This is a genomic window from Mycobacterium aquaticum (genome assembly GCF_002086485.1).
Classification (GTDB): domain Bacteria; phylum Actinomycetota; class Actinomycetes; order Mycobacteriales; family Mycobacteriaceae; genus Mycobacterium; species Mycobacterium aquaticum.
Map to the genome: position 1 here is coordinate 34,070 of NZ_MVHF01000053.1, position 21,556 is coordinate 55,625.

The following is a 21,556-nucleotide window of genomic DNA, read 5'->3' on the forward strand; positions in this document are numbered from 1 at the left end:
CCGGGTCGTCGAGGGCTGATTGACGCAGCTACTTCTGTGCGAGTGCAACCTCCTGACCTGGGGACATGTCACCGCGGGCGACGGCATCGCAGTGGGCGATGTGCAGTGTGGCGACGGCGTCCTCGGGCAGCAGCAGGCGGCATTTCTCGAACGCGGCGCGGGCCCGCGCGGCGTCGCCCGCGTCGAACAGGCCGAACGCCTCGTCGAACATCGGTTGTGCCGCGCGTTTCGCATCCCGCAGCGGGGCCGGATCCTCGTCGTACACCTCGTAGATGGTCACCGGCCTGCGCCGGTTGACCACCATCACTCGCTCCATCCGACGGATGGCGAACTCGCCTCGCGCGGCGAGCCGCGCGTAGGTCGCGTCGGAGATGAGCAGCGCGGTGCCGTAACGCTTGTTGGTGCTCTCGATGCGCGCGGCGACGTTCACGGCGTCGCCGATGATGGTCAGAACCATGCGGTTGACGCCGCCGACGAGGCCTACCCCTACGGGGCCGGTGTTGATGCCGATGCCGACCTGCAGTTCGTCGGACCCGTGCGCGAGCCGGTCGCGGTTGTGCTCGCGCAGCGAGCGCAGCATGGCCAGACCGCCGCGTACGGCGTCGGTCTCCGATTCGAAGACCGCGACGATCTCGTCGCCGCGGACGTCCTGGATCATGCCGTTGCAGCTGATGATCGGCAGCTCGACGGCGCGCAGGAACCCCATCGCCAGATTGCTGGCGTCGGAGACGTTCATGTCTTCCAAAAGGGTTGTGTAGCCGCGGATGTCGCAGATCAGCACGGTCATCTCCCGCTCGACGCGGTAGCCGCTGTGCACGCGGCGCAGATCGTCGATGTCGAGGATGCGCAGCAGCTCGTTGGGCACGAACTTGGACTGCGCGTCCATCAGCGAGCGGCGGTACTCGTCGGCCGCCTGTAGCTGCGCCTCGAGCTGGAAGTTCCACATGGGCGCGGCGGCCTGGTCGCACACGAACGAGACGGCTTCCTCGTGATGTGCGCCGAAATGCTGTGTGGGATCGTCCTGTTCGGCATAGATCATGCCGATGATGTTGTCCTGCAAGCGTATCGGTGCGGCCAGTACCGAAGGCGCCGGGCGGCGTTGGCCGTTGGGCCCGGGCCGCCGCGAGGAGTCGGCGGCCACGATCAGCGGGGTGCCGCAATCGACGACGCGCCGCACCAGGGCGCGGTCGTAGGCCACCTCGGTCCATGGCCCGTCGACTGTCGTGATCTCGCCGCCGTCGAGGATGGTCCGCACGCCGAGATGCGCCGGCTCACCGGTGAGCAGCAGGACGCGGCGGGCGCCGGTGGTGTCGGCGACCGTCCGCAGCACGATCTCGGCAAGGGCGTCCGCGCTGCGCGCCGCGGACAGGGCCCGGGCCAGATGGTGGGCGCCTGCCGGATCGATGCCCGCCGAATCGGGCGTGACCAGGTCGCGGCTGAGCAGCCACGGATGGGCGCGGGCCAGCCGCTCGGTGCGCAGCGTCAGACCCAGCGTGGAGAACCGCTGATACGCCGTGCGCAGCATGTGCTCGCTGAGCCGGTTGCGGCCGGTGTCGGCGTAGAGGATGGCGGCTTCCTCGTGGGCGGCCGCGGCGATCAACGGCAGCTGGTGCTCGTCGGCGAGTTCCATCGCGCGGTGCAGGGCGCGTTCGGCCGTCTGGTGCCGGCGGCGGGCGTGTGCCCAGGTGCCCTCGATCAGTGCGTAGGGTGCCGCGTAGTTGGCGGGGGATTCCGCCGCCCACTTGCGATGCAATGCCAGGGCGCGGTGTGCGCAACTGCGCGTCGAGCGTGCGTCGGGTGCGACGTGGATGCGGCTCAGCGCACTCGTCAGGTGTACGAGCTGCATGATGGCGGTGCCCTGCATGCCGGCGATGTGCGCCAACGCGTCGTCGGCCACCTCGACCGCACCGGCGTAGTCACCGGCCCAGAAGTGCAGGCCCAGACGCATCGTCGCGGCCGCGCCGAGGGCGACCTCGTCTCCTTCGCGGCGGGCCGCGGGCAGCGCCACCCGCTCGTCGTAACCACTCTCGCCGGCCAGCAGGAACGGATCCTCGCTGCGTCCCATCATGTTCAGGCAGATCTGCTGCACGGCCTGGCACAGCCCTCGGGGTACCGGCTGCGACCAGATCTCGGGGATCAGGGTCTGGGCCAGTTCGTCGATCTCGGCCAGTGGTCGGCCGATCCAGAAGTACTGCGAAAGCAATACGGCACCAAGGAATCCCGCGTACTCCTGGTCGCCGTGGTCGAGCGCCTCGGTCACCGCGTCGCGCAGCTGCCCGAAGCCGTCGCGCAGTGGGTGCCGCCAGTGCCGGATGAAGTTCAGGTGCATGAACAGCGTTTCGGGCCGGGCGTCGCGGAACTCCGGGCGTTCGGTGAGCAGCAGCGCCGTCTCACCGAACCGTTGCGCACCGGCGCGGTCGCCGGTCAGCACCAGCATCACGCCGTAGCTGACCAACACGAGCGGCAGTGACGGCGTGTGGCCGTGTGTCAAGGTCAGCTCGAGCTGCTTGCGCACGATCAGCGGGAACAGGTTGGACCGCGCGATGTAGGACAGGCTGCGCAGTTCGGCCAGGATGCGCTGGATCTCCACCACCCGGCGGTCCGCACACCGGGGCAACTGCAGCAGTTGGTCGGTGCTCCAGTGCCGCACGGTGAAGCGCATTCGCAAGAGCGCGTTGGCCATTTGTGGTTTGCCCGCGTCGCGCGGCAGCGGTTCGCCCAGCTCGTCGAGTGCCTGCAACCCGGTGTCGAGCGCCTCCTGCAGCCTGTTCTGCGCCATCCGCCCTTTGAGCCGCAGGTAGGCCAGCCGGCTGCGATCGGCGGGTTCGCGCAACGCGGCCTGGGCTTCGTCGAGCAGCGCGTGCAGCGCCGTGACGTCACCCACCAGCAGCGCCGCCTCGGCCGCCTCGAGCTGCAGTTCCCGCGCGATGTCGAAGTGCCGGGTCCAACGCTCGTCGCCCAAGAGGTCAAGACCGTTGCGGCAGTACGTCAGCGCCAAGGGGAATGACGCCTGCGCCCTGGCCTTGCGCGCTGCGCGCCGCAGCACGTCGACGAACCGGATGCGCTCGTCGTCGGCCAGCCCGGGTCCGCCGATGCCGAGGTGCCGGGCGGCTTCGAACAGCCGCTCGTCGCCCTGCTCGACGAGTTGCCTGCCGATCCGCAGGTGGGTCTCGCGTGCGACGTCGTCGGTGAGGTCTTCGCGGGCCGCCTCGGCAACCCGGTCGTGGCTGAACCGGTAGCGGGCGTCGTGGCTGATGGTGTTGGCGATCCGCTGACCGCGGCTGTCGACGGCTTCGAGCAGTCTCAGCTCCAGCGCCGACCACAGTGCCTGCGCTACGACGTCGGCGGGCTGCGCGGCCGCTGTCGTCGCGTCGGTGAGGTCGAATTCACCCCCGATGCAGGTCAGTGTGCTCAGCACGGCGCGGTCCGCCGGGCGCAGCTGGTCGAGGTAGCGGTTGAGGAACTCGGCGGTGGATTCGGTGACCTCGATGGAGGACAACACCCGCAGGTCCCAGCTGGGACGCCCGCTCGCGCCGACCGGGGTGAGCGCGCCTTCCCGCTGGGCGCGATACAGCAGCTGGCGCACCTGCAGCGGATTGCCGCCGGTGCGGTGATGGAATTCGGCGGCCACGTCGCCGAGCTCGACGGCGCGGCCGCACACGGCGGCCAGCAACTCTTCCACGGTGTCGCGGGACAGCGGCGCGAGCCGGATGCTGGACAACCCGGCCGTGGGCAGGCCGGCTCTGTTGGGGTCGAACTCGCCGGCCCGGTGCGCGCCGAGCACCAGCACGTTGCGCAATGACACCGCGAGCAGCTCGGACAGCATCAGCAGCGAATCGTGGTCGGCCCATTGCAGATCGTCGATCGCGAGCACCACCGGGCGGTACGAGGCGGTTTCGGAGATCAACCTGATGGCAGCGCGGTGCAGCCGACGGCGCGGATCGGCGGCCTCGCGGTCTCCGGTTCCTGGCGGCCGACCGAGCACCTGAGCCAGGTCGGGGACGAGCTCGGACAGCACGCCGGCCAGTGCGGCCATTCCGTTGGCGAGGTCGGCGCGCCAGCTGTCACGTTCGGCCGGGCCGGTGGCTTCCATGGTGTGCACGATCGAGCTGAAGGCGTCGCCCAGTGCGGCATAGGGCGCGGGTGCGCCGTCGCGGCACCGGCCGTACGCGAAGACACAGTTGCGTTGCGCAAGCTCGACGCCGAAGGCCTGCAGGAGTGTCGATTTGCCCACCCCCGGGGCCCCGCTGACCAGGACGCACCGGCCGCCGTTGCGTTCGGCATCGGTGATGGCGGCGCGGAGCGTGGTCGACTCACCGACCCGTCCGACGACGCGTCCGTCGAGGTCGAGTACGGGAGCGGTCACGGCCACCGTTCCTTCCGCCCCCCGCAAACGTGCACTCATCGTAGTGAGCCATGCCCGCTGGAGTGCGGCGATGAGAAACCTCGTCGATGTCCTCGTGAGTTGCGCCACACGGATTGGAACAAAGTTCAAAATTTGTAACACTGTATCTATGACCGAACTGGCCGAACCGTCGCAGCAGGTCGACGCCCTGCCGCTGGGCCCGCAATCGCTGGTGTGGAAATACTTCGGCGACAACCGGATGTACCTGATCGGTCCTCGGCCCGCGGTGTTGCAGAACATGCTCGCCGAGCTCGGCCAGGGCGTGCTGGATCATTCGACGTTTTTCTCCGATACCGCCGAGCGGCTCAAACGCACTGTGCCGCCGATCTTCCGGACCGTGTACGGGACCGAGGACGACAACGCAGGCACCCAGGTCCGCGACTTTCACCACCACGTCAAGGGCGATATGCCCGACGGTTCGCGCTATCACGCGCTGGACCCCGAGACCTACTTCTGGGCGCACGCGACATTCGTCGAACAGGTGCTCTACTTCGCCGACACGTTCGTCAAGCGGTTGACCCGCGAGGAGAAAGAGCAGATCTACCTCGAATCGAAGACCTGGTACCGCCGCTACGGCGTCAGCGACCGGCCCATGCCCGCCGACTACGCCGAGTTCGAGCGGTACTGGGACCGCATGATGAACGAGGTCGCCGTCGCCCACAAGAGCGCGCGATACGGCGTCGGCTACGTCACCAAGGGCTTCCCGTGCCCCAAGGCGGTGCACCCGGTCGTGTGGCGGGTGGTGGCGACGGTGTTCGACCCGGCGGCGGCTTTCCTGACCACCGGCGGCCTGCCGCCCCGCGCCCGCGAACTGCTGCAGCTGCCGTGGTCGCAGCGTCAGGAGCGCAACTATCAGCGGTTCGCCGCGTTCTGGCGGTCGGCCCCGGTCAACTGGGTGTGGGACCATCTGCCGATGAGCGTGCGCTACAACCGCTTCGCGCAGAGGGGCTATGCCCGCGGCTGAGGCGACGGGGTCTTCTTCGACGCGGCGGATTCTGGACGCGGCCCTGGTCGAATTCGAACGGCACGGTTTCCGCCGCGTCGCGCTGGATGACGTGGCGCGCCGTGCCGGGGTCAGTCGCACCACCATCTACCGCAGGTTCGCCAACCGCGACGAGTTGGTGGCCGCCGTCATCGAGCGGGAGAACGTGGCCCTGTTCGCCGACATCGCACGTGAACTGAAAGACGCTGGGCCACAATCGAACTACTATGTCGAGGCGTTCACGCTGGCGATCCTGAGGTTCCGTAAACACCACGTGCTCAATCAGATGATCGTCGACGAGCCCGCGCTGGTGCTGGAACTGATGCACCGGCATTACGGTGCGGCCATCGAGCGGATGGCGGCCGCGCTGCGGGTGATCTTCCCGGAGGGATTCGCCGACCGCATCGGGCCGCAGGCGGTCAACGATCTGGCGGACACCATCCTGCGCTACGCGGCGATGGTGTTGTTGCTACCCAGCGTCCAACCGGTGCAGACCGCCGAGGAGATCCGGGCGTTCGCGGCCCGGCATTTCCTGCCCAGCCTGCCCGTCTCGCTGCGTACCGTCTCGGCCTGAGCTGTTTGGCGGCCCGGCTTTTTGGGCAGCCGTTACCCATGGCTACCGAGAAACAACCGCATGTCACCGAGGAACACCACAGACAGGCCGAAGAGGTCATGAAGTCGTACGACGACACCCGGCCCACCGTCACCATGCCCGGAACCGGGGGAACGGTCTCGGGGACTGCGGTCAACGATTGGCTCGACGACGAGGGTAAGCCCATATACGGCCAGGACGACAAGGACGCCGGAAAAGACGCCGACAAGGGCGACGACGGGTAATAACCTCGCTCGTGTGACCGCACTGGAGCGCATCGCGCCTGCCTTCGTCGAGATGGCCCATTCGATCGTGTGGGCGTCGGCCGCCACCGTCGACGCCGACGGACGCCCGCGCAGCCGCATCCTGCACCCGATCTGGGACTGGGACGGCACCGACCTGTTCGGCTGGATCGCCACCGGGCCGACGCCGGTGAAGAAGGCGGATCTCGCCGCGCACCCGTACCTCTCGGTGAGCTACTGGACCGCCAGCCACGACACGTGCTCGGCCGACTGCCTCGTCGAGTGGTACCTCGACGACGAGACCCGCCGCCAGGTGTGGGACCGCTTCGCCACCGCGCCCGCGCCGCTCGGTTACGACCCCTCGATCATTCCGGGCTGGGACGGGCCGACCTCGCCCGGTTTCGCGGCGCTGCGGCTGAGCCCGTACCGGCTGCGCGTCATGCCCGGGACGGTGTTGACCGCGGGCGCCGGTGAGGTGCTGAATTGGCGGTCCTGATGTCACGGCGGACAGCCTCGTTACCTATCTGAAAAAAATTCACACTCAGCCGTAGACACCGGGCCGTATCTGTCATATATTCACACGCTATGTGCGATTCAGCGGTTGGCGTGGCGAATTCGCGCCCTCGCGATGTGAAACTTACACACGAGTGGCGGGCGTGAGCGTGGACGCCAAGACCCGCAGAGACCGCATCAGCGAACGAGTACGCACCGATTTCGAGGTGGGTTACGCGGAGCTGGCCGCCGAGTTTGACGTGTCCGAGATGACCATCCGCCGCGACGTCGAGGCTCTGGAGGCACTCGGTGTCGTACGCCGGGTGGTCGGCGGCGTCATCGCGTTGACCGGCAAGCGCACCGAACCGTCGTTCGCCACCCGGGTGGCCGACGCTGCCGAGCAGAAACGCCACATCGCCGACGCCGTCGCGGACCTGATCGGTCCCGAGGAGACCCTCATCCTCGATTCCGGTAGTACGGCGCTGGCCGTGGCGCAGTCGCTGCGCGGCCGCGGACTCGGTCTGACCGTGGTCACCCCCAGCGTGCTCGCCGCGGTGGAACTCGTCGACGAGCCGGACACCAAGGTGGTGCTGGCCGGCGGCGAGCTGCGTCCCGGCGAGCTGAGCCTGATCGGTCCCGCCACGGAAGACACTCTCACGCAGTACAACTGCGACACCTTCGTGATGGGCGTCGCGGGCATCGACGTCGAGCGCGGAATCTCCGACTATCACCAGGCCGAGAGCCGGGTCAAGCGGGTGGCCAGCAGCCGTGCGGACCGGGTCATCGTCGCGGCGGACACCAGCAAGCTCGGACGCGTCACGTTCGTCAGCATTGCCGCACTGACCGATATCGACGTCATCGTCACCGACGGACCCGTCGACCACCCGGCGCTGGTCGCCGCACGCAATGCGGGTGTCGAGGTGATCTGCGTTGCGGGGCACGAAGATCCGGCCTCCGACCCTGAGGCGGCCCGGGCATGAGCCACTACACCATCGGGGTCGACATCGGCACCACGGGCACCAAGACGGTGCTGTTCGACGTCGATCACGGCATCGTCGCGACCGCTTCCCGTGAGACCGCGCTGTACTCGACGGGGCCTGGCATCGCCGAGGCGGACACCGAGCAATGGCATCGGAATGTGGTCGAGTCGATCCGGGAAGTGGTCACCGCCGCGGGCGCCGACGCCGGCGAGGTCGGCGCGATCGCCACGTCGGGCATGGTGCCCGCCGTCGTACCGATCGACAAGTCGGGAAAACCGTTGCGCCGTGGCATTCTTCAGAACGACGCCAGGGCGCATCGGCAGGTCGACCGGCTCGCCGAGTCGCTGGCCGGAGTCGATCTGGTCAGTCTGACCGGTTCTGCGCTGACTCAGCAGTCGGTGGCTCCGACGATTGTGTGGCTGCGAGAGAACGAGCCGGATGTCTATGCCCGCACCACGCATTGGGTCGGCTCGTATGACTGGGTGCTCGCCGCGCTGGGTGCGCAGGTGCACGTGGAGCAGAACTGGGCGCTGGAATCCGGGTTGTTCACGATCGCCGGGGCGACGGCTGAACCTGTGCTCGCCGCTGCTGACATCGACCCGGCGGCCCTCGCGCCGGTGTGCCGGCCGGGTACCAGGGTGGGCGAGCTCAGCACGGCGGCCGCCGAGCTGACGGGCTTGAGGGCGGGCACGGCGCTCGTGGTCGGTGGTGCCGACCACGTGCTCTCGGCGTACGCCGCCGGCGTCAATCAACCCGGCGATGCTTTGGTGAAACTCGGTGGGGCGGGGGACATCCTGGCCGCCAGCAACACCGGGGTGGTCGACGAGCGGCTCTACCTCGACGCCCATCCGGTTCCGGGGCAGTGGCTGCCCAACGGCTGTATGGCCACCAGCGGCAGCCTCATTCGCTGGTTCCAGGCCCTCGTCGGCGGTGCCGAGCTGACGGCGCTCGACGCCGAGGCGGCCGGCCGGGCGCCGGCGGAGGTCATGTGCCTGCCCTACTTCCTCGGGGAGAAGAGCCCGATCCACGACCCGGACCTGCGAGGCGTGTTCGCGGGCTTACACCTTGGGCACACCCGGGCGGACATGTACCGCTCGGTGCTGGAGGCCATCGCTTTCGGATTCCGCCACCACATCGACGTATTCGCCGAGATCGGCCTCCCGCTGCGCCGCGTGATGATCACCAACGGTGGATCGAAATCGACACTGTGGAAACAGATCCACGCCGATATCCTCGGTCTGGAGATGCTGCCGGTACGCGGTCATCCCGGCGCCTCTCTGGGCGCCGCCGTGATCGCCGCCATCGGCATCGGTGCCCTCGACGACTGGTCGGATGTCTCGCGGTTCATCACCCTGGACGCACCGTATGTGCCGGACCCGGCGCACAAGTCGATCTATGACGCCGCATACGCGACGTGGCGCGACCTCGGCGACGCGGTGGCGCCCATCTCGCACACCATCGCCCGTGCCCCCCGATGAGAATCAGAACCGAAAGGATAAGTGCCGCAATGAAAATCACCACTAACCCGACACCAGGGCGGAGGCGGCCGTTCTTTCTGGCTGCCGTGATCGCCCTGGTGTCAGCGGTCGCCATGTTGCTGAGCTCCTGCGCCGGCAGCGGTGGGCCCGAGCAAGCACAGGGGACCGGAACCGGGGAAATCCCGAAGAACACCTCCGGCAACGTGCGCATCCTGATGGAGAACGTCCCGGACAGCGACATCGTCAAATCGATGGTGGCCGACTTCAACAAGGACTACCCGGACGTCAAGGTCGACATCGAGCTGCTGACCTATGACCAGATGCGCGACAAGCTCGTGTCCTCGTTCCAGTCCACCACCCCGAACTATGACCTGATCGTGGTGGACAACCCGTGGATGGTGGACTTCGCCAAGGCCAAGTTCCTGCAGCCGCTGGACGCCCGTATCGACAGCACGCCCGGCTACGACGCGGCCGACTTCTTCAAGCCACTGACCGACATCACCACCGTCGACGGGGTCCGCTACGCCGTGCCGTTCTACAACTACGCGCTCGGATACCTCTACAACACAGACGATCTGGCACAGGCCAAGCAGACGGTCCCGACCACCCTGGATCAACTGGTCAGCACCAGCAAGGCGCTCAAGTCCGGTGATCACGCCGGTATCGCGATGCAGCCCCAGCGTGGCTACAAGATCTTCGAGGAATGGGGCAACTGGCTGTTCGCCGCGGGCGGCTCAATCTACGGTTCCGACGGCAAGCCCACCCTGAACACGCCGGAGGCCAAGCGTGCGCTGGCCGCGTACATCGACACCTACAAGAACGCCGCCCCGGCCAACAGCCTGAACTGGAGCATGGACGAGGCCCAGCGGTCGCTGGCCGCCGGGCAGGCCGCGTCGATGATCAACTACAACTGGCAGCTACCCGCCGTCAACGAGCCCGGATCCGGGCCCTCGGCAGGCAAGTTCAAGCTGGCGCCGATTCCCGGCGGCAAGCAGGTGCTGGGCTCCTGGAGCTGGGCCATCCCGGCCAACTCCGGTGCTTCGGACGCCGCCTGGGCGTTCGCCTCGTGGATCACGGCCAAGCCGCACGATGTCGCCCGCACCGAGAAGGGCGGCGCCGCGATCCGGCAGAGCACGCTCAAGGACCCGGCGGTGCTGAACGGGAAGTTCGGCGCGGACTACTACCAGACGGTGGAAAAGCTGCTCGCCAATTCCGCACCGCTGAGCCAGGGTCCCAGCGGCGAGGAGATGATCCAGGCCGTCGGCACCGAGCTCAACGAGGCCGTCGCAGGCACCAAGAGTGTCGACGACGCGCTGGCCGCCGCAGAGGCCGCGGCCGAGAAGATCCAGGGCTAGCTGACCCCTCGCAGCTGTCCTCATGAAACCGAGCACCCCGCGAAAGGAGCAATGACCATGATGCAGTTCAAACACGGCATGGTCGCCCCTCTGATTGCGCTTTTCGTCGGGGTGGTCGGTTTCCCCCTGGCGTACGCGTTCTACCTGAGCCTCACCGACTATCGGCTGACCAATCACGGCACACCGAACCTGGTGGGTGCCAAAAACTACGTCAACACCTTCGGCGACGGCGAGTTCTGGCACGCGTTCGGCACCACCGCGCTGTTTGTGTTCGTGGCGGTGGGGCTCGAGTTGGTCATCGGGCTGGCCATTGCGCTCGCCCTGCAGAAGCAGCGTTGGGCACGCGATCTCACCCGCTCCATGCTGCTCGCACCGATGTTCATCACGCCCATCGCCGTCGGACTGATCTTCCGCTTCCTGCTCAACGATCAGCTCGGTGCGATCCCACATCTGTTGCGCGCCATCGGTATCGACTACGACTTCTTCGGGCCTGGCCGCGCGCTGTTCACCATCGCCTTCATCGACGTGTGGCAGTGGACTCCGTTCATGGTGCTGCTCCTGCTTGCCGGGCTGGAATCCATTCCGCGCCAACCGTTGGAGGCCGCTCGCGTCGACGGCGCAGGCGGCTGGTACATCCTGCGGAGGGTGACCCTGCCGCTGCTGGCGCCCGTGCTGGTCGTGGCCATCATGCTGCGGTGCCTGGATGCCATGAAGGTGTTCGAGTACGTGTTCGCCACCACTCGGGGCGGCCCGGGCACGGAAACCGAAACCTTGCAGTACTTCATCTACCAGACCGGAATTCAGTTCTTCCGGCTCGGATCCGCCTCGTCCATGGCCTTCGTGGTGCTGCTGGTGGTGCTCACTGTCATCGTGCTCGCGTTCCGCCGGATGGAGAAGACGAAGCAGTCATGAGGAATTCGATCGCGCTCACGGTATGCCGGATCGCTCTGTTGTGGGCCGCGGCCATCACGGTGCTGTTCCCGGTCGTATGGGTCGCGCTGGCCAGCGTGAAAACCCCTCAGCAGCTCAATGATCCGTTCTTGATCGCGTTCACCCCGGTGCTCGACAGCTGGCGCAACGTGTTGACATCGGGGATCTTGGCCGCGGCCGGCCGCAGTGCCGTCGTCGCCGTCGTCACCGTCGGTATCAGCGTGGTGGTCGGCAGCATGGGCGCCTACGCGATCGCGCGGTATCGGGCCGGCGGCACCGCGACCCGGTTCGGCATGCTGGCGGCCCAGGTGCTGCCGCCGGCGGTGCTGGTGTTCCCGTTCCTCACCATGGCGTACGCGCTGCGGCTCAACGACACCTTGGTGCCGGTCATCTTTGCGCACCTGAGTTTCGTTCTGCCCGTGGTGACGTGGTTCCTGATCGGCTTCTTCGAAGCAGTGCCGCGGTCGCTGGAGGAGCAGGCCCAGGTCGACGGTTTCACCAGGTTCCAGGCGTTCCGGATGGTGGTGCTGCCACAGGTGTATCCGGGCATCGGCGCCGCCGCCATCTTCGGGTTCACCCTGTCGTGGAACGACCTGTTCTACGGCCTGATCCTGGCGCCCGGCAAGGCCGCGATCCTGCCGGTGGCGATCGCCGGGTTCAACACATTCCGTGGTGTCCAGATCGGCTCGATGAGTGCGGCGATCCTCATCGCGGTCGTACCGGTAGTCATAGCAAGCTTTTTCATTCAGCGCAGGCTGGTGCAGGGCATCAGCGGCGGCGCGGTCAAGTTCTGACAAGGTTGGTGATCAACACTTCATGGCAACAGTCCGATTCTCGGGTGTCAACAAGTCCTACGGTTCGACGTCCATCGTCGAGGACTTGAACCTCGAACTGCCCGACGGTTCGTTTACGGTGCTGGTCGGGCCGTCCGGCTGCGGCAAGTCGACGTCACTACGCATGCTGGCAGGGCTGGAAACCGTGACGGCGGGCACCATCACGATCGGCGACCGCGACGTCACGCACCTGCCGCCGCGTGACCGGGATGTCGCGATGGTGTTCCAGAACTACGCGCTCTACCCGCATCTGACCGTGCGAGAGAACATAGCGTTCCCGTTGCGGGCGTCGAAGACACCCCGCCACGATGCGCTGGCGCGGGCCGACGAGGTGGCCGAATCGCTCGGCTTGGGAAAGTTGTTGGCCCGCAAGCCCAAAGACCTCAGCGGCGGGCAGCAGCAGCGCGTCGCGATCGGCCGCGCCATCGTGCGGCAACCGTCGGTGTTCCTGTTCGACGAACCGCTGTCGAACCTGGACGCCAAATTGCGCGTCGAAACGCGCACTGAGTTGCTGCAGATCCAGCGCCGGCTCGGCATCACCTCGGTCTACGTCACGCACGACCAGGAGGAGGCGATGACGCTGTCGGACCGCATGGTGGTGATGCGCGACGGCCGCACCGCGCAGGAAGGCACGCCCCTGGAGGTGTACAACACCCCGGCCGACACCTTCGTCGCCGCATTCGTGGGCAGCCCCAAGATGAACCTCGTGGACGGCCGGCTGGACGGCTCGACGTTCACGCTGCCAACCGGTTTCGCGTTCGGGGTGCAGGGGGCCGAGGCGTCCGGCGCGGTGACGCTCGGTGTGCGCCCCGACGACCTGGTGCCCACGGTCGCCGCCGACGGCGACGACACCGCGGCCACCGTGACACTCGTCGAACTGCTGGGCCCTCGGGCCATCGTCACGATCGACGCGCGTGGCACCGAGCTCACCAGTGTCGTAGAGGTGTCCCGCATGTCGGGGATACGTGAGCGCGCCGCGGTCACCCTCGCGGCCCGGCCCGGCGCCGTCCACACATTTGACCCAGTCACCGGCCGGCGTCTCACGGGCGCAGGCAAGTAACCGAAAACGGATAGGAACGAATCACACTCATGACCAAGACAGTCGTCGTGACCGGCGCAGGTTCGGGGATCGGGCGCGCCATCGCCACCACCCTCGCGCAACGGGATTGGCGCGTCGTCGTCACCGACATCAACGGCGACGCGGCACGGGAAGTCGCCGCATCACTGGCCAATCCGGGCGCCGGTCACGAATCGGCGGTGCTCAACGTCACCGAGCCCGACGATGCCGCCGCGGTGGCCTCCGGGGTCGCCGACCGCCACGGCCTCGATGCCTGGGTCAACAACGCCGGCATCTCCTTCATGCACAAATTCCTCGACGCTCCGATAGCCCGCTACGACCAGACCATGGATGTGAACCTCAAGGGTGTCTTCGTGTGCGGGCAGGCGGCCGCGCGCGCGATGGTGCGCAGCGGCACGGCGGGAGCCATTGTGAACACGGCATCGATGGCGGGCAAACAGGGTCGGGTTCCGTTCCTGTCCGACTATGTGGCGTCGAAGTTCGGTGTCGTCGGCCTGAGCCAGGCGATGGCCTACGAACTCGGCGAGCATGGCATCACCGTGAACTGCGTCTGCCCGGGCTACGTCGAAACACCCATGCAGTCAAGGGAATTGGAGTGGGAGGCGGAACTGCGCGGGATCACCCCCGAGGGCGTGCGCACCATGATGATCGACGACACGCCGCTGGGCCGGCTGGAACAACCCGAGGACGTCGCGCGCGTCGTGGCCTTCCTGCTCTCCGAGGACGCGCGATTCGTCACCGGCGAGGCTCTGGCCGTCAACGGCGGCGCCTACATGGACTAGCCCGAAAGAGACTGTGATGCAAGACAAAAAAGAAAGGTACAAGTAGTGACCACCACCTGGCTCGACGAGGTTTTCCATGTGCGCAAGCCCGTCATCGCCATGCTCCACCTGAGCGCGCTGCCCGGCGACCCCGCATATGACACCGCGGGCGGTATCGCCGCGGTCGTCGATCGGGCCCGCGAAGAACTCGATGCCCTGCAGTCCGGCGGCGTTGACGCAGTGATGTTCAGCAACGAGTTCAGCCTGCCGTACCTGACCAAGACCGAACCGATCACGGCGATCACCATGGCGCGCATCATCGGTGAGCTGCTGCCGAATATTGCCGTGCCCTACGGGGTCAACGTCCTGTGGGACGGGCGGGCCTCCATCGACCTGGCGGTGGCGACCGGGGCGAAGTTCGTCCGCGAGATCTTCACCGGCGTGTACGCCAGTGACTTCGGTCTGTGGGACACCAACGTGGGCGAGGTCGCCCGGCACCGCGCCCGGGTGGGTGGGGCCGGCGTGAAACTGCTCTTCAACATCGTGCCGGAGTCGGCCACTTACCTGGCTGCACGCGACCTCGCGTCGATCACGCGGACCACGGTGTTCGCCACCGCACCGGACGCCATCTGCGTGTCCGGCGCGACGGCCGGGTCACCGACGGACCTCGAGGCACTGCGCGTGGTCAAGGCGGCAGCCGGCGCGGTCCCGGTCTTCGTCAACACCGGGGTGCGCGCCGAGAACGTCGCCGACCAGTTGGCCATCGCCGACGGCGCGGTGGTCGGCACCTACTTCAAGGCCGACGGTGTGTTCGAGAACCGGGCGCAGCGGGCACGGGTGGAAGAGCTGATGGGCAACGCGCGCGCATATCGCGAGCAGTTGGTGTGAGGGTGACGGCACGCGTGGGCGGGTCTGCTCACGCGTGCCACACTCCCGACGAGCAGACACGAAAGTTCGCGACGCGCGGCGTTTGGCGGACTTTCGTGTCTGCTCGCGGGCCCGGGCGTGGCTAACCGTCGGCGCGCACCGCTTCGACGAGAGCGTCGGCGGCGAGTAAGCCGAGATTGTTCGAGGCGAGTGGGCTGTCCCCGGTGAGCAGCTTGCGGTCTCGGTGGACCTGGCCGGTCATCTGATCGTTGACGATCGTGAGCCCCTGCTTGCCGAGCAGGTCGGCGACCAGCCACCGCAAATGTCCTGGCAGGTAACCGATCTCGAGGTTCGGGCCCTGGTCGAGGGCGTCCGGGAAGACGCACACGGAGTAGCCCTTGAACGGCGATTCCTGCTTGCCGAGCGCACCGGCCAGCAACGCGGCCGGGCCGTGGCACAGCGTGATGATGAACTTGTCGTTGGCCAGCGCCCAGTCGAGCGTCTGCTCCACGTCCGTGCTCGCAGGCAAGCCGACCACGGCGGCATGGCCGCCCGGGATGAACACCGCGAGGTAATCGGAGTCCGGGCCGAGGTCATCGGCGATCACGTCGGCAAGTTTCTTGGGCTGCTTCAGCTTTGGCTTGAGTGCCTGGTAGGTCGACATGACCGCGTCGTCTTCGCGGGGCATGGCCCACAGTTCCAGCTTGGCCGGGTAGCCCGACAGCGTGGCGATGTCGATCTCGAAGCCTGCCTCCATCAGGTGGTGCAGCGGGAGCAGCAGCTCGATGGGATGGTTGCCGGTCGAGAACATCTTGCCGTTCTCCAGCAATACGTAGCGTTCTTCGGCGGCGATCATGAGCACCTTCCACCTGCCGCCGGTGTAGGCGTCCTTGTGCTTGACGCCGGCGAAGTCGGTCTTGGCGGTGGTGTACTGGCTCAGCGAGTACGGCGACGGGAAGAAGGCGTTGTCTTCGGCCGGGTCCGGCGTCGGTTCCCTGCTCAGATCGTCTGCATTGGCTGCCACGGCCTCCACCTGCTTTCGTCTCGGTTGTCGGTCTATGTCCATAGTGGTTGTCGTGGGCTGCCCAGTCGATGGTGTGCCGAACAAGACCGGCCAGACGTCGTTTGTCCACCGGCACAAGTCCACCGGCACAAGTTCGGCCGCACGGGACGGGCGGCCGCATACCCTGGCATCGTGCGTGCTCCCATCCCCGACGCCGGTGCGACGCTCGCGGCAGCGATGCTGCCCCGCGTCGACGAGTTGGCGCAGGTGCTGGTCGACCGCATCCGCGACAACATCGAGGTGTACCGGGCCGACGGCGTGGTGCCACCGGACGATCTCTACACGTCGTGCCGGACCAACCTGGAATTCATGATTCGCCACGTCGCGCACGAGCCGTGGCTCGATCTCGATGCGCCGCGGCAGACCGGTCGCAGGCGTGCTGAACAAGGTGTTCCGCTGGCGATGGTGCAGACCGCATTTCGCCATTCGTTCGCGTGTATGTGGGAGATGATCGTGACCGAAGCGGCGCGCACCGACACGGTCACCGACGCCGACCTGGTCGGGATCGCCGGTGAGGTGTGGTCCTATCACGACACCTTCACCACCGCGATGATGAACTCGTTCAGCGAGACCGCGGCGCTGCTGATGGTGCAGCGCGATCAGGAGCGTTCTGCGCTGGTCGAGGGGGTGTTGCAGGGCGGCGGCACCGGCGACACCAAGACCATCCTCGATGCCGCCGATCTCCTGGCCCTGCCGTATCAAGGCACCTTTGCCGTCGTCGTCGCGGATGCCCCGGGCCTGGCCCGGCACGCGCTGCCCAACGTGGAACCGGTGCTGCGGGCCAGGGACATCGGGTCGGCGTGGCGTCTCACGCCCGATCTGCACATCGGGATCGTGTCGATGCGCAGCGCCGATGGCCTGGCCGAACTGGTCGACGCGTTGCGCGCGCTCGCCGTAGGGCCCGTCGGCGTGAGCCCGTCCTACACCCGGCTGGATCAGACGCCGCAGGCATTGCATCTGGCGCGCAACGCGCTCGCGGGTGCTCAGGCCGGTGTGGCCCGCGTGACGGTGTTCGACGACGCGCCGCTACCGATGTTGGTGGTGGGCGCACCGTCGACGGCGGCGACCATCAGCAAGCAGATCCTGGGTGAGCTGCTCGACCTGCCCGAGGCCGACCGCGAGCTGCTGCTGACGACCATGGCCACCTATTTCGCCGTCGACGGCTCGGCCAGCGAGGCCGCCGAGCGGCTGTACTGCCACCCGAACACGGTCCGCTACCGCCTGCGCCGCATCGAGCAGCTGTCCGGCCGGTCTTTCGACCGGCGGCTCGATTCCGCCGAGCTGTACATCGCCCTGGACGCCGTCCGCCGCCTGCCGGAATGCCGGATCTCGGTGCCGTGAGCTATCCGACGTACGGGCGTTCGCGGCGCAGCTCGTTGCGGGCCACCGTGCGCCGGTGAACTGCGTCGGGGCCGTCGACGATCCGCAGCACCCGCGCCCAGCTGTAGAAGTACGCGAGTGGGTAGTCGTCGCTGACGCCGCCACCACCGAACACCTCGATGGCGCGGTCGATCACCCGGGTGGCCATGTTCGGCGCCGCGACCTTGATGGCGGCGATCTCGGTCGCGGCCCCTCGCGCGCCGTGCTGATCTATCAGCCATGCGGTGTGCAGCACCAGCAGCCGGGCCTGGTCGATCTCGATGCGGGACTGGGCGATGAGGTCACGCACCACGCCCTGCTCGGCGAGCGGTCCGCCGAACGCCTCGCGGTTCTGGGCGCGATCGACCATGAGCGCCAATGCGCGTTCGGCCATTCCGATGGCCCGCATGGCGTGGTGGATGCGGCCCGGACCCAGGCGCGCCTGAGCGATCATGAACCCGTCGCCCTCGCCCGAGAGCACATTGGTCACCGGGACGCGGACGTTGTCGAACAGGATCTCGGAATGCCCGTGCTGATCCTGATACCCGAAAATCGGCAGGTGCCGGACGATCTGGAGTCCCGGGGTGTCGCGGGGGACCAGCACCATGGACTGTTGCCGGTGCGGCGCGGCGTCAGGATCGGTCTTGCCCATCACGATGAAGATCTGACACGCCTCATCGGCGACGCCGGTGATCCACCACTTGCGGCCATTGATGACGTACTCGTCGCCGTCGCGGGCTATCGAGGTGGTGATGTTGCGGGCGTCGGAGCTGGCCACTGCCAGCTCCGTCATGGCGAACGCGGACCGGATGTCGCCTGCCAGAAGGGGTTCGAGCCACTGCTTCTTCTGCTCGTCGGTGCCGAACATCAACAGCGTTTCCATGTTTCCGGTGTCGGGCGCGTTGCAGTTCATCACTTCGGGGGCGATGACGGGCGACCATCCGGTGATCTCGGCGATCGCGGCGTATTCGGTGTTGCTCAGCCCTGATTCATGTGGCAGGAACAGGTTCCACAGCCCCCGCCGCTTGGCTTCGGTCTTGAGTTCTTCGAGGACGGGTGGCCGCGCGTGCGCAGAGTTCGCCGCGCGCCAGTCCCGGTAGACCGATTCGGCGGGAAACACCTTCTCGCGCATGAAGTCCCACACCTTTTCGGCGAGCTCGGTGGTACGTGGTGACGGGCTGAAATCCATGATGTGCTCCTTGTCCGAGGGTTCAGTGGCCGGACATGCCGCCGTCGACGGGCAGCGTGATTCCGGTGATGTAGGTCGACGCGTCGCTGGCCAGAAAGATCAGGGCGGTATCGAGTTCGTGTTGGCGGCCGACGCGTTTGAGCGTCGAGGTCTGGTCGACGAACGCGGCGAGTTGGTCACCGGGAATCGCCGCGGTCATCTCACTCTCGAAGTATCCGGGCGCGATGGCGTTGACCCGGATGCCTTTGCGGCCCGACCACTGCTGGGACAGGTCCCGGGTCAGGCCCATGACCGCGGCCTTGCTCGACGCGTACGCCGCTTGCGGCGCATAGGATTTGATCAAGCCGAGCACGCTGGCAATGTTGACGATGCTCGATCCGGGTCTCATCACCCGGGCGGCGGCCTGGGCCATCCAGTACGTGCCCATGAGGTTGACGTCGACGACGCCGCGGAACTCGTCGGGGGTTTCCCGCAGTGCGGGCACCGCGGTGCCGACCCCGGCATTGTTGACCAGGACGTCGAGACGGCCGAATTCGGTGATCGCCAGCTCGGCCAGCGCCGTGCAATCCTGCGGATCGGTGACGTCGGTGCGCCGGGTGCGGACCACATCTGTATCGAATTCACTTGCCAGCGTGTGGAGTTGGTCCTCGCGCCGGGCTCCGAGCACGACGCGTGCGCCGGCGTCGACGAGTGCCCGGGCGAATCCGGCTCCCAGCCCCGAGCTCGCCCCGGTCACCACCGCGACCCGCCCGTCCAACCGGAACCGATCGATGACGCTACTCATGACGCCGCCCCCAACACGTCCAGGCCGGCCTCGGCGAGCTGGACGACTTCGCTTTCCACCTCGCCGAAATCCTGGCCTGCCATCATTCCCGCGGCCGAGCGGGCCGCGACGCCCTGGATGATGACGGCGAACTTGAACCGGGCGAACGCTTCGTAGAACGGCACCGCCGAGACGTCACGTCCGGTCCGTTCGGCGTAGCGGGACAACAGATATGACCGCGGCGGGAATCCCTCCTGCGTGGTGACCGTCGGCACCAGCGGGATCTGCGGTTCGTCTGCCTGCGGCCAGTAGAACATCAGCAGACCGAGGTCGGTGAGCGGATCGCCGACCGTCGACAACTCCCAGTCCAGCACCGCGGCGACGCGACCGGGATCGGTTGGGTCCATCAGGCAGTTGTCCAGCCGGAAGTCGCCGTGCACGATGGCCGGTGGCGGGCTGGCCGGCAGGTCCGCCTCCAGGGCGGTCGCCAGGGCATCCAGGGCGGGCACATCGCGGGAACGACTGGCCAGCGACTGCTTTCGCCAGCGGGTGACCTGACGGGCCAGGAAACCATCCGGCCGGCCGTAGTCGTCGAGGCCGACGGATGCGGGCTCGATGCCGTGGAGATCGGCCAGTGTGTCGATGAGGGCGTCGGCGATCTTGTGCCGATCCGCCGGCGCCGTCGCGTAATCGGCCGGCATGGCGTCGCGGATGGCGTGGCCTGCGACTTTCTCCATGACATAGAACGGGGTGTCGAGCGTCTGCGCGGTGGTCTCGGCGTAGACGACCGATGCGACCGGCACGGATGTCTGTGCCAGTGCTCGCTGCACGCGCGCCTCGCGGGCCATGTCGTGCGCACTCGGCAGCAGGGGCCCCTGCGGTGGTCGACGGAGGATCAATTCGCCTGCGGCAGAAGTCAGTTCGAAGGTCAGGTTCGACTTTCCGCCGGCGATGAGCCTGGCGTCGAACGTGGCCCAGCGATTGTCGAGCGTGACGTCGGCCAGGGCGGGGCCCAGTCGGGCCGGGTGCAGCAGCGATTCGACATCGGTCATGAGGTGTTCCGTTCTGCGGGTGGTGGGACACGATTTGCGGTTCCCGACCGAACGCTCGATAACGTTCGGTATCTGCATGGTGCGACGAACACTGGTGATTTGTCAATAGCATCGGTGCTAGCGGGTGAGTCTGTTCAGAGAAGCTGAACAGAGAGTGTCAACCGGCGCGCATGATGTCGACGGCGAAGCGGGCGTACTCCCGCGCGATCTCGGAAGCCGACGTCGGCCCGGACGGCTGGAACCACGACGGCAGCGACGTGCACATGGTGGATATCGCCCGGGTGGCGTCGTGGGCGTGGGGCGTGCGGAACTCGCCCGTCGCGATCGCCGCCTCGGCCTCGTCGTCGAGCATGTACTGGATGTCGTTGCGTAGCGCGGAGATTCGTTCGTGATCCGGTGGCAGAATGCTGCGCATCTCGCTCGCGCCGATGAAGGCCAGGTCTCTGCGGTGCGTATGGAACAGCGCGAGCGCCTCGACCATGTTGCTGAACCGCTGGGTGGGTGTTGATCCTTCAGACCTGGCCGCGGGGATCAGCCAGTGCAACTCGCTCATCGCGACGTCGAGAATCGCCACCAGCAGGCGCTGCTTGCTCGGGTAGTGGTGGTAGACGCCGGGAACGCTCATGTGTGCGGCGGTGGCGATGGTCCGCATGGTGGCGCCGTGGTAGCCGGTGCGGACGAACATCGAGATTGCGGCCACGAGAACCGGATCCAGGTTCAGGGCGGGGAACGCCCGCCAGTCTGAGCCGGGGGCGTTGTCGCGGCTCCGGGCCTGCGGGACATGGTCGGGCTCGGGCGCTCGCAACATCTCGGTGGCCGACGTACCCAGCGCTTCGGCGATCGCGTAGAGCCGGTCCACGCTCAGCCCGGCCTTGTCGTTCTCGATCGCGCTCATCGTGGCCGGGCTCACTCCGATGCGGGTGGCCAGTTGGCGTAACGAGACCCCGGCTCGAGTGCGGGCAGACCGCACGAGCGCGCCGGTGTGTTCAGACATGCTGAACATGGTAGGCGCCGACTAGCTGCTCAATGGCCAGTTATCGTACGCTTTGTCGCTCGATCGGGTTGTTGCGAAATTGAGCGGTTGATCGGGGGCTTCGGTATGTCTTACCGGGGGTCGGGGGTGGTGGCCGCGATG

At 67.2% G+C, this 21,556-nt stretch carries 19 protein-coding genes; 13 read left to right on the forward strand and 6 right to left on the reverse strand.

Features of this window, described 5'->3' with window-relative positions; translation table 11 throughout:
• Positions 1-28: 28 nt before the first annotated feature.
• Complete coding sequence (locus BST13_RS32970; protein ID WP_083169670.1) at positions 29-4,405, reverse strand: AAA family ATPase; 4,377 nt, start codon at positions 4,403-4,405, stop codon at positions 29-31.
• A gap of 109 nt (positions 4,406-4,514) precedes the next feature.
• Here BST13_RS32970 and BST13_RS32975 point away from each other — a divergent pair, with 109 nt between their 5' ends.
• From BST13_RS32975 to BST13_RS33030, 12 genes are all read left to right on the forward strand, one after another.
• Positions 4,515-5,369, forward strand: coding sequence for an oxygenase MpaB family protein (locus BST13_RS32975; protein ID WP_083169671.1), 855 nt, complete (start codon positions 4,515-4,517; stop codon positions 5,367-5,369).
• On the forward strand, positions 5,356-5,961 hold the full coding sequence (locus tag BST13_RS32980; RefSeq protein WP_083169672.1) for a TetR/AcrR family transcriptional regulator: 606 nt from the start codon (positions 5,356-5,358) through the stop codon (positions 5,959-5,961). Before BST13_RS32975 ends, BST13_RS32980 begins: the two co-directional genes overlap by 14 nt.
• Positions 5,962-5,999: 38 nt before the next feature.
• Positions 6,000-6,224, forward strand: coding sequence for a hypothetical protein (locus BST13_RS32985; RefSeq protein WP_083169674.1), 225 nt, complete (start codon positions 6,000-6,002; stop codon positions 6,222-6,224).
• A 13-nt stretch (positions 6,225-6,237) separates the two neighbouring features.
• Positions 6,238-6,717, forward strand: a complete 480-nt coding sequence (locus tag BST13_RS32990; RefSeq protein WP_083169676.1) for a pyridoxamine 5'-phosphate oxidase family protein — start codon at positions 6,238-6,240, stop codon at positions 6,715-6,717.
• Positions 6,718-6,877: 160 nt separating this feature from the next.
• Positions 6,878-7,693, forward strand: coding sequence for a DeoR/GlpR family DNA-binding transcription regulator (locus BST13_RS32995; RefSeq protein ID WP_083169704.1), 816 nt, complete (start codon positions 6,878-6,880; stop codon positions 7,691-7,693).
• On the forward strand, positions 7,690-9,171 hold the full coding sequence (locus BST13_RS33000) for an FGGY-family carbohydrate kinase (RefSeq protein ID WP_083169678.1): 1,482 nt from the start codon (positions 7,690-7,692) through the stop codon (positions 9,169-9,171). The genes BST13_RS32995 and BST13_RS33000 overlap by 4 nt, the downstream gene beginning before the upstream one ends.
• Positions 9,172-9,200: 29 nt before the next feature.
• The gene (locus tag BST13_RS33005) at positions 9,201-10,526 is read left to right on the forward strand and encodes an ABC transporter substrate-binding protein (protein ID WP_083169680.1); all 1,326 of its coding nucleotides are present in this window, start codon (positions 9,201-9,203) and stop codon (positions 10,524-10,526) included.
• A gap of 60 nt (positions 10,527-10,586) precedes the next feature.
• Positions 10,587-11,438 carry a carbohydrate ABC transporter permease gene (locus tag BST13_RS33010; protein ID WP_029369588.1) on the forward strand — a complete coding sequence of 284 codons (852 nt, stop codon included), beginning with the start codon at positions 10,587-10,589 and terminating at the stop codon, positions 11,436-11,438.
• The gene (locus BST13_RS33015) at positions 11,435-12,250 is read left to right on the forward strand and encodes a carbohydrate ABC transporter permease (RefSeq protein WP_029369589.1); all 816 of its coding nucleotides are present in this window, start codon (positions 11,435-11,437) and stop codon (positions 12,248-12,250) included. Before BST13_RS33010 ends, BST13_RS33015 begins: the two co-directional genes overlap by 4 nt.
• 22 nt (positions 12,251-12,272) lie before the next feature.
• Positions 12,273-13,349 carry an ABC transporter ATP-binding protein gene (locus tag BST13_RS33020; protein WP_083169682.1) on the forward strand — a complete coding sequence of 359 codons (1,077 nt, stop codon included), beginning with the start codon at positions 12,273-12,275 and terminating at the stop codon, positions 13,347-13,349.
• Positions 13,350-13,378: 29 nt separating this feature from the next.
• Positions 13,379-14,149 (forward strand): SDR family NAD(P)-dependent oxidoreductase, encoded by a 771-nt coding sequence (locus tag BST13_RS33025; protein WP_083169684.1) that lies wholly within the window; start codon positions 13,379-13,381, stop codon positions 14,147-14,149.
• Between the two features lie 45 nt (positions 14,150-14,194).
• Positions 14,195-15,016, forward strand: a complete 822-nt coding sequence (locus BST13_RS33030) for a BtpA/SgcQ family protein (protein WP_083169686.1) — start codon at positions 14,195-14,197, stop codon at positions 15,014-15,016.
• Between the two features lie 121 nt (positions 15,017-15,137).
• Here the strand turns inward: BST13_RS33030 and hchA are convergent, their stop codons facing one another.
• Positions 15,138-16,019, reverse strand: coding sequence for a glyoxalase III HchA (gene hchA, locus BST13_RS33035; RefSeq protein ID WP_095533810.1), 882 nt, complete (start codon positions 16,017-16,019; stop codon positions 15,138-15,140).
• 171 nt (positions 16,020-16,190) lie between these two features.
• On the opposite strand from hchA, the gene BST13_RS33040 reads away from it, so the two are divergent.
• Positions 16,191-17,399 (forward strand): PucR family transcriptional regulator, encoded by a 1,209-nt coding sequence (locus BST13_RS33040; protein ID WP_083169690.1) that lies wholly within the window; start codon positions 16,191-16,193, stop codon positions 17,397-17,399.
• Position 17,400: 1 nt separating this feature from the next.
• On the opposite strand, the gene BST13_RS33045 is transcribed toward BST13_RS33040, so the two are convergent.
• The 4 genes from BST13_RS33045 to BST13_RS33060 all read right to left on the reverse strand — a co-directional run bounded on the left by BST13_RS33045 (position 17,401) and on the right by BST13_RS33060 (position 21,415).
• Positions 17,401-18,606: an acyl-CoA dehydrogenase family protein gene (locus BST13_RS33045; protein WP_083169692.1), complete on the reverse strand. Its 1,206-nt coding sequence runs from the start codon at positions 18,604-18,606 to the stop codon at positions 17,401-17,403.
• 22 nt (positions 18,607-18,628) lie between these two features.
• On the reverse strand, positions 18,629-19,390 hold the full coding sequence (locus BST13_RS33050; protein ID WP_083169694.1) for an SDR family NAD(P)-dependent oxidoreductase: 762 nt from the start codon (positions 19,388-19,390) through the stop codon (positions 18,629-18,631).
• Positions 19,387-20,421: a phosphotransferase family protein gene (locus BST13_RS33055; RefSeq protein ID WP_083169706.1), complete on the reverse strand. Its 1,035-nt coding sequence runs from the start codon at positions 20,419-20,421 to the stop codon at positions 19,387-19,389. Before BST13_RS33055 ends, BST13_RS33050 begins: the two co-directional genes overlap by 4 nt.
• A gap of 157 nt (positions 20,422-20,578) precedes the next feature.
• Positions 20,579-21,415, reverse strand: a complete 837-nt coding sequence (locus tag BST13_RS33060; protein ID WP_095533811.1) for a TetR-type transcription factor C-terminal domain-containing protein — start codon at positions 21,413-21,415, stop codon at positions 20,579-20,581.
• Between the last annotated feature and the right edge of the window lie 141 nt (positions 21,416-21,556).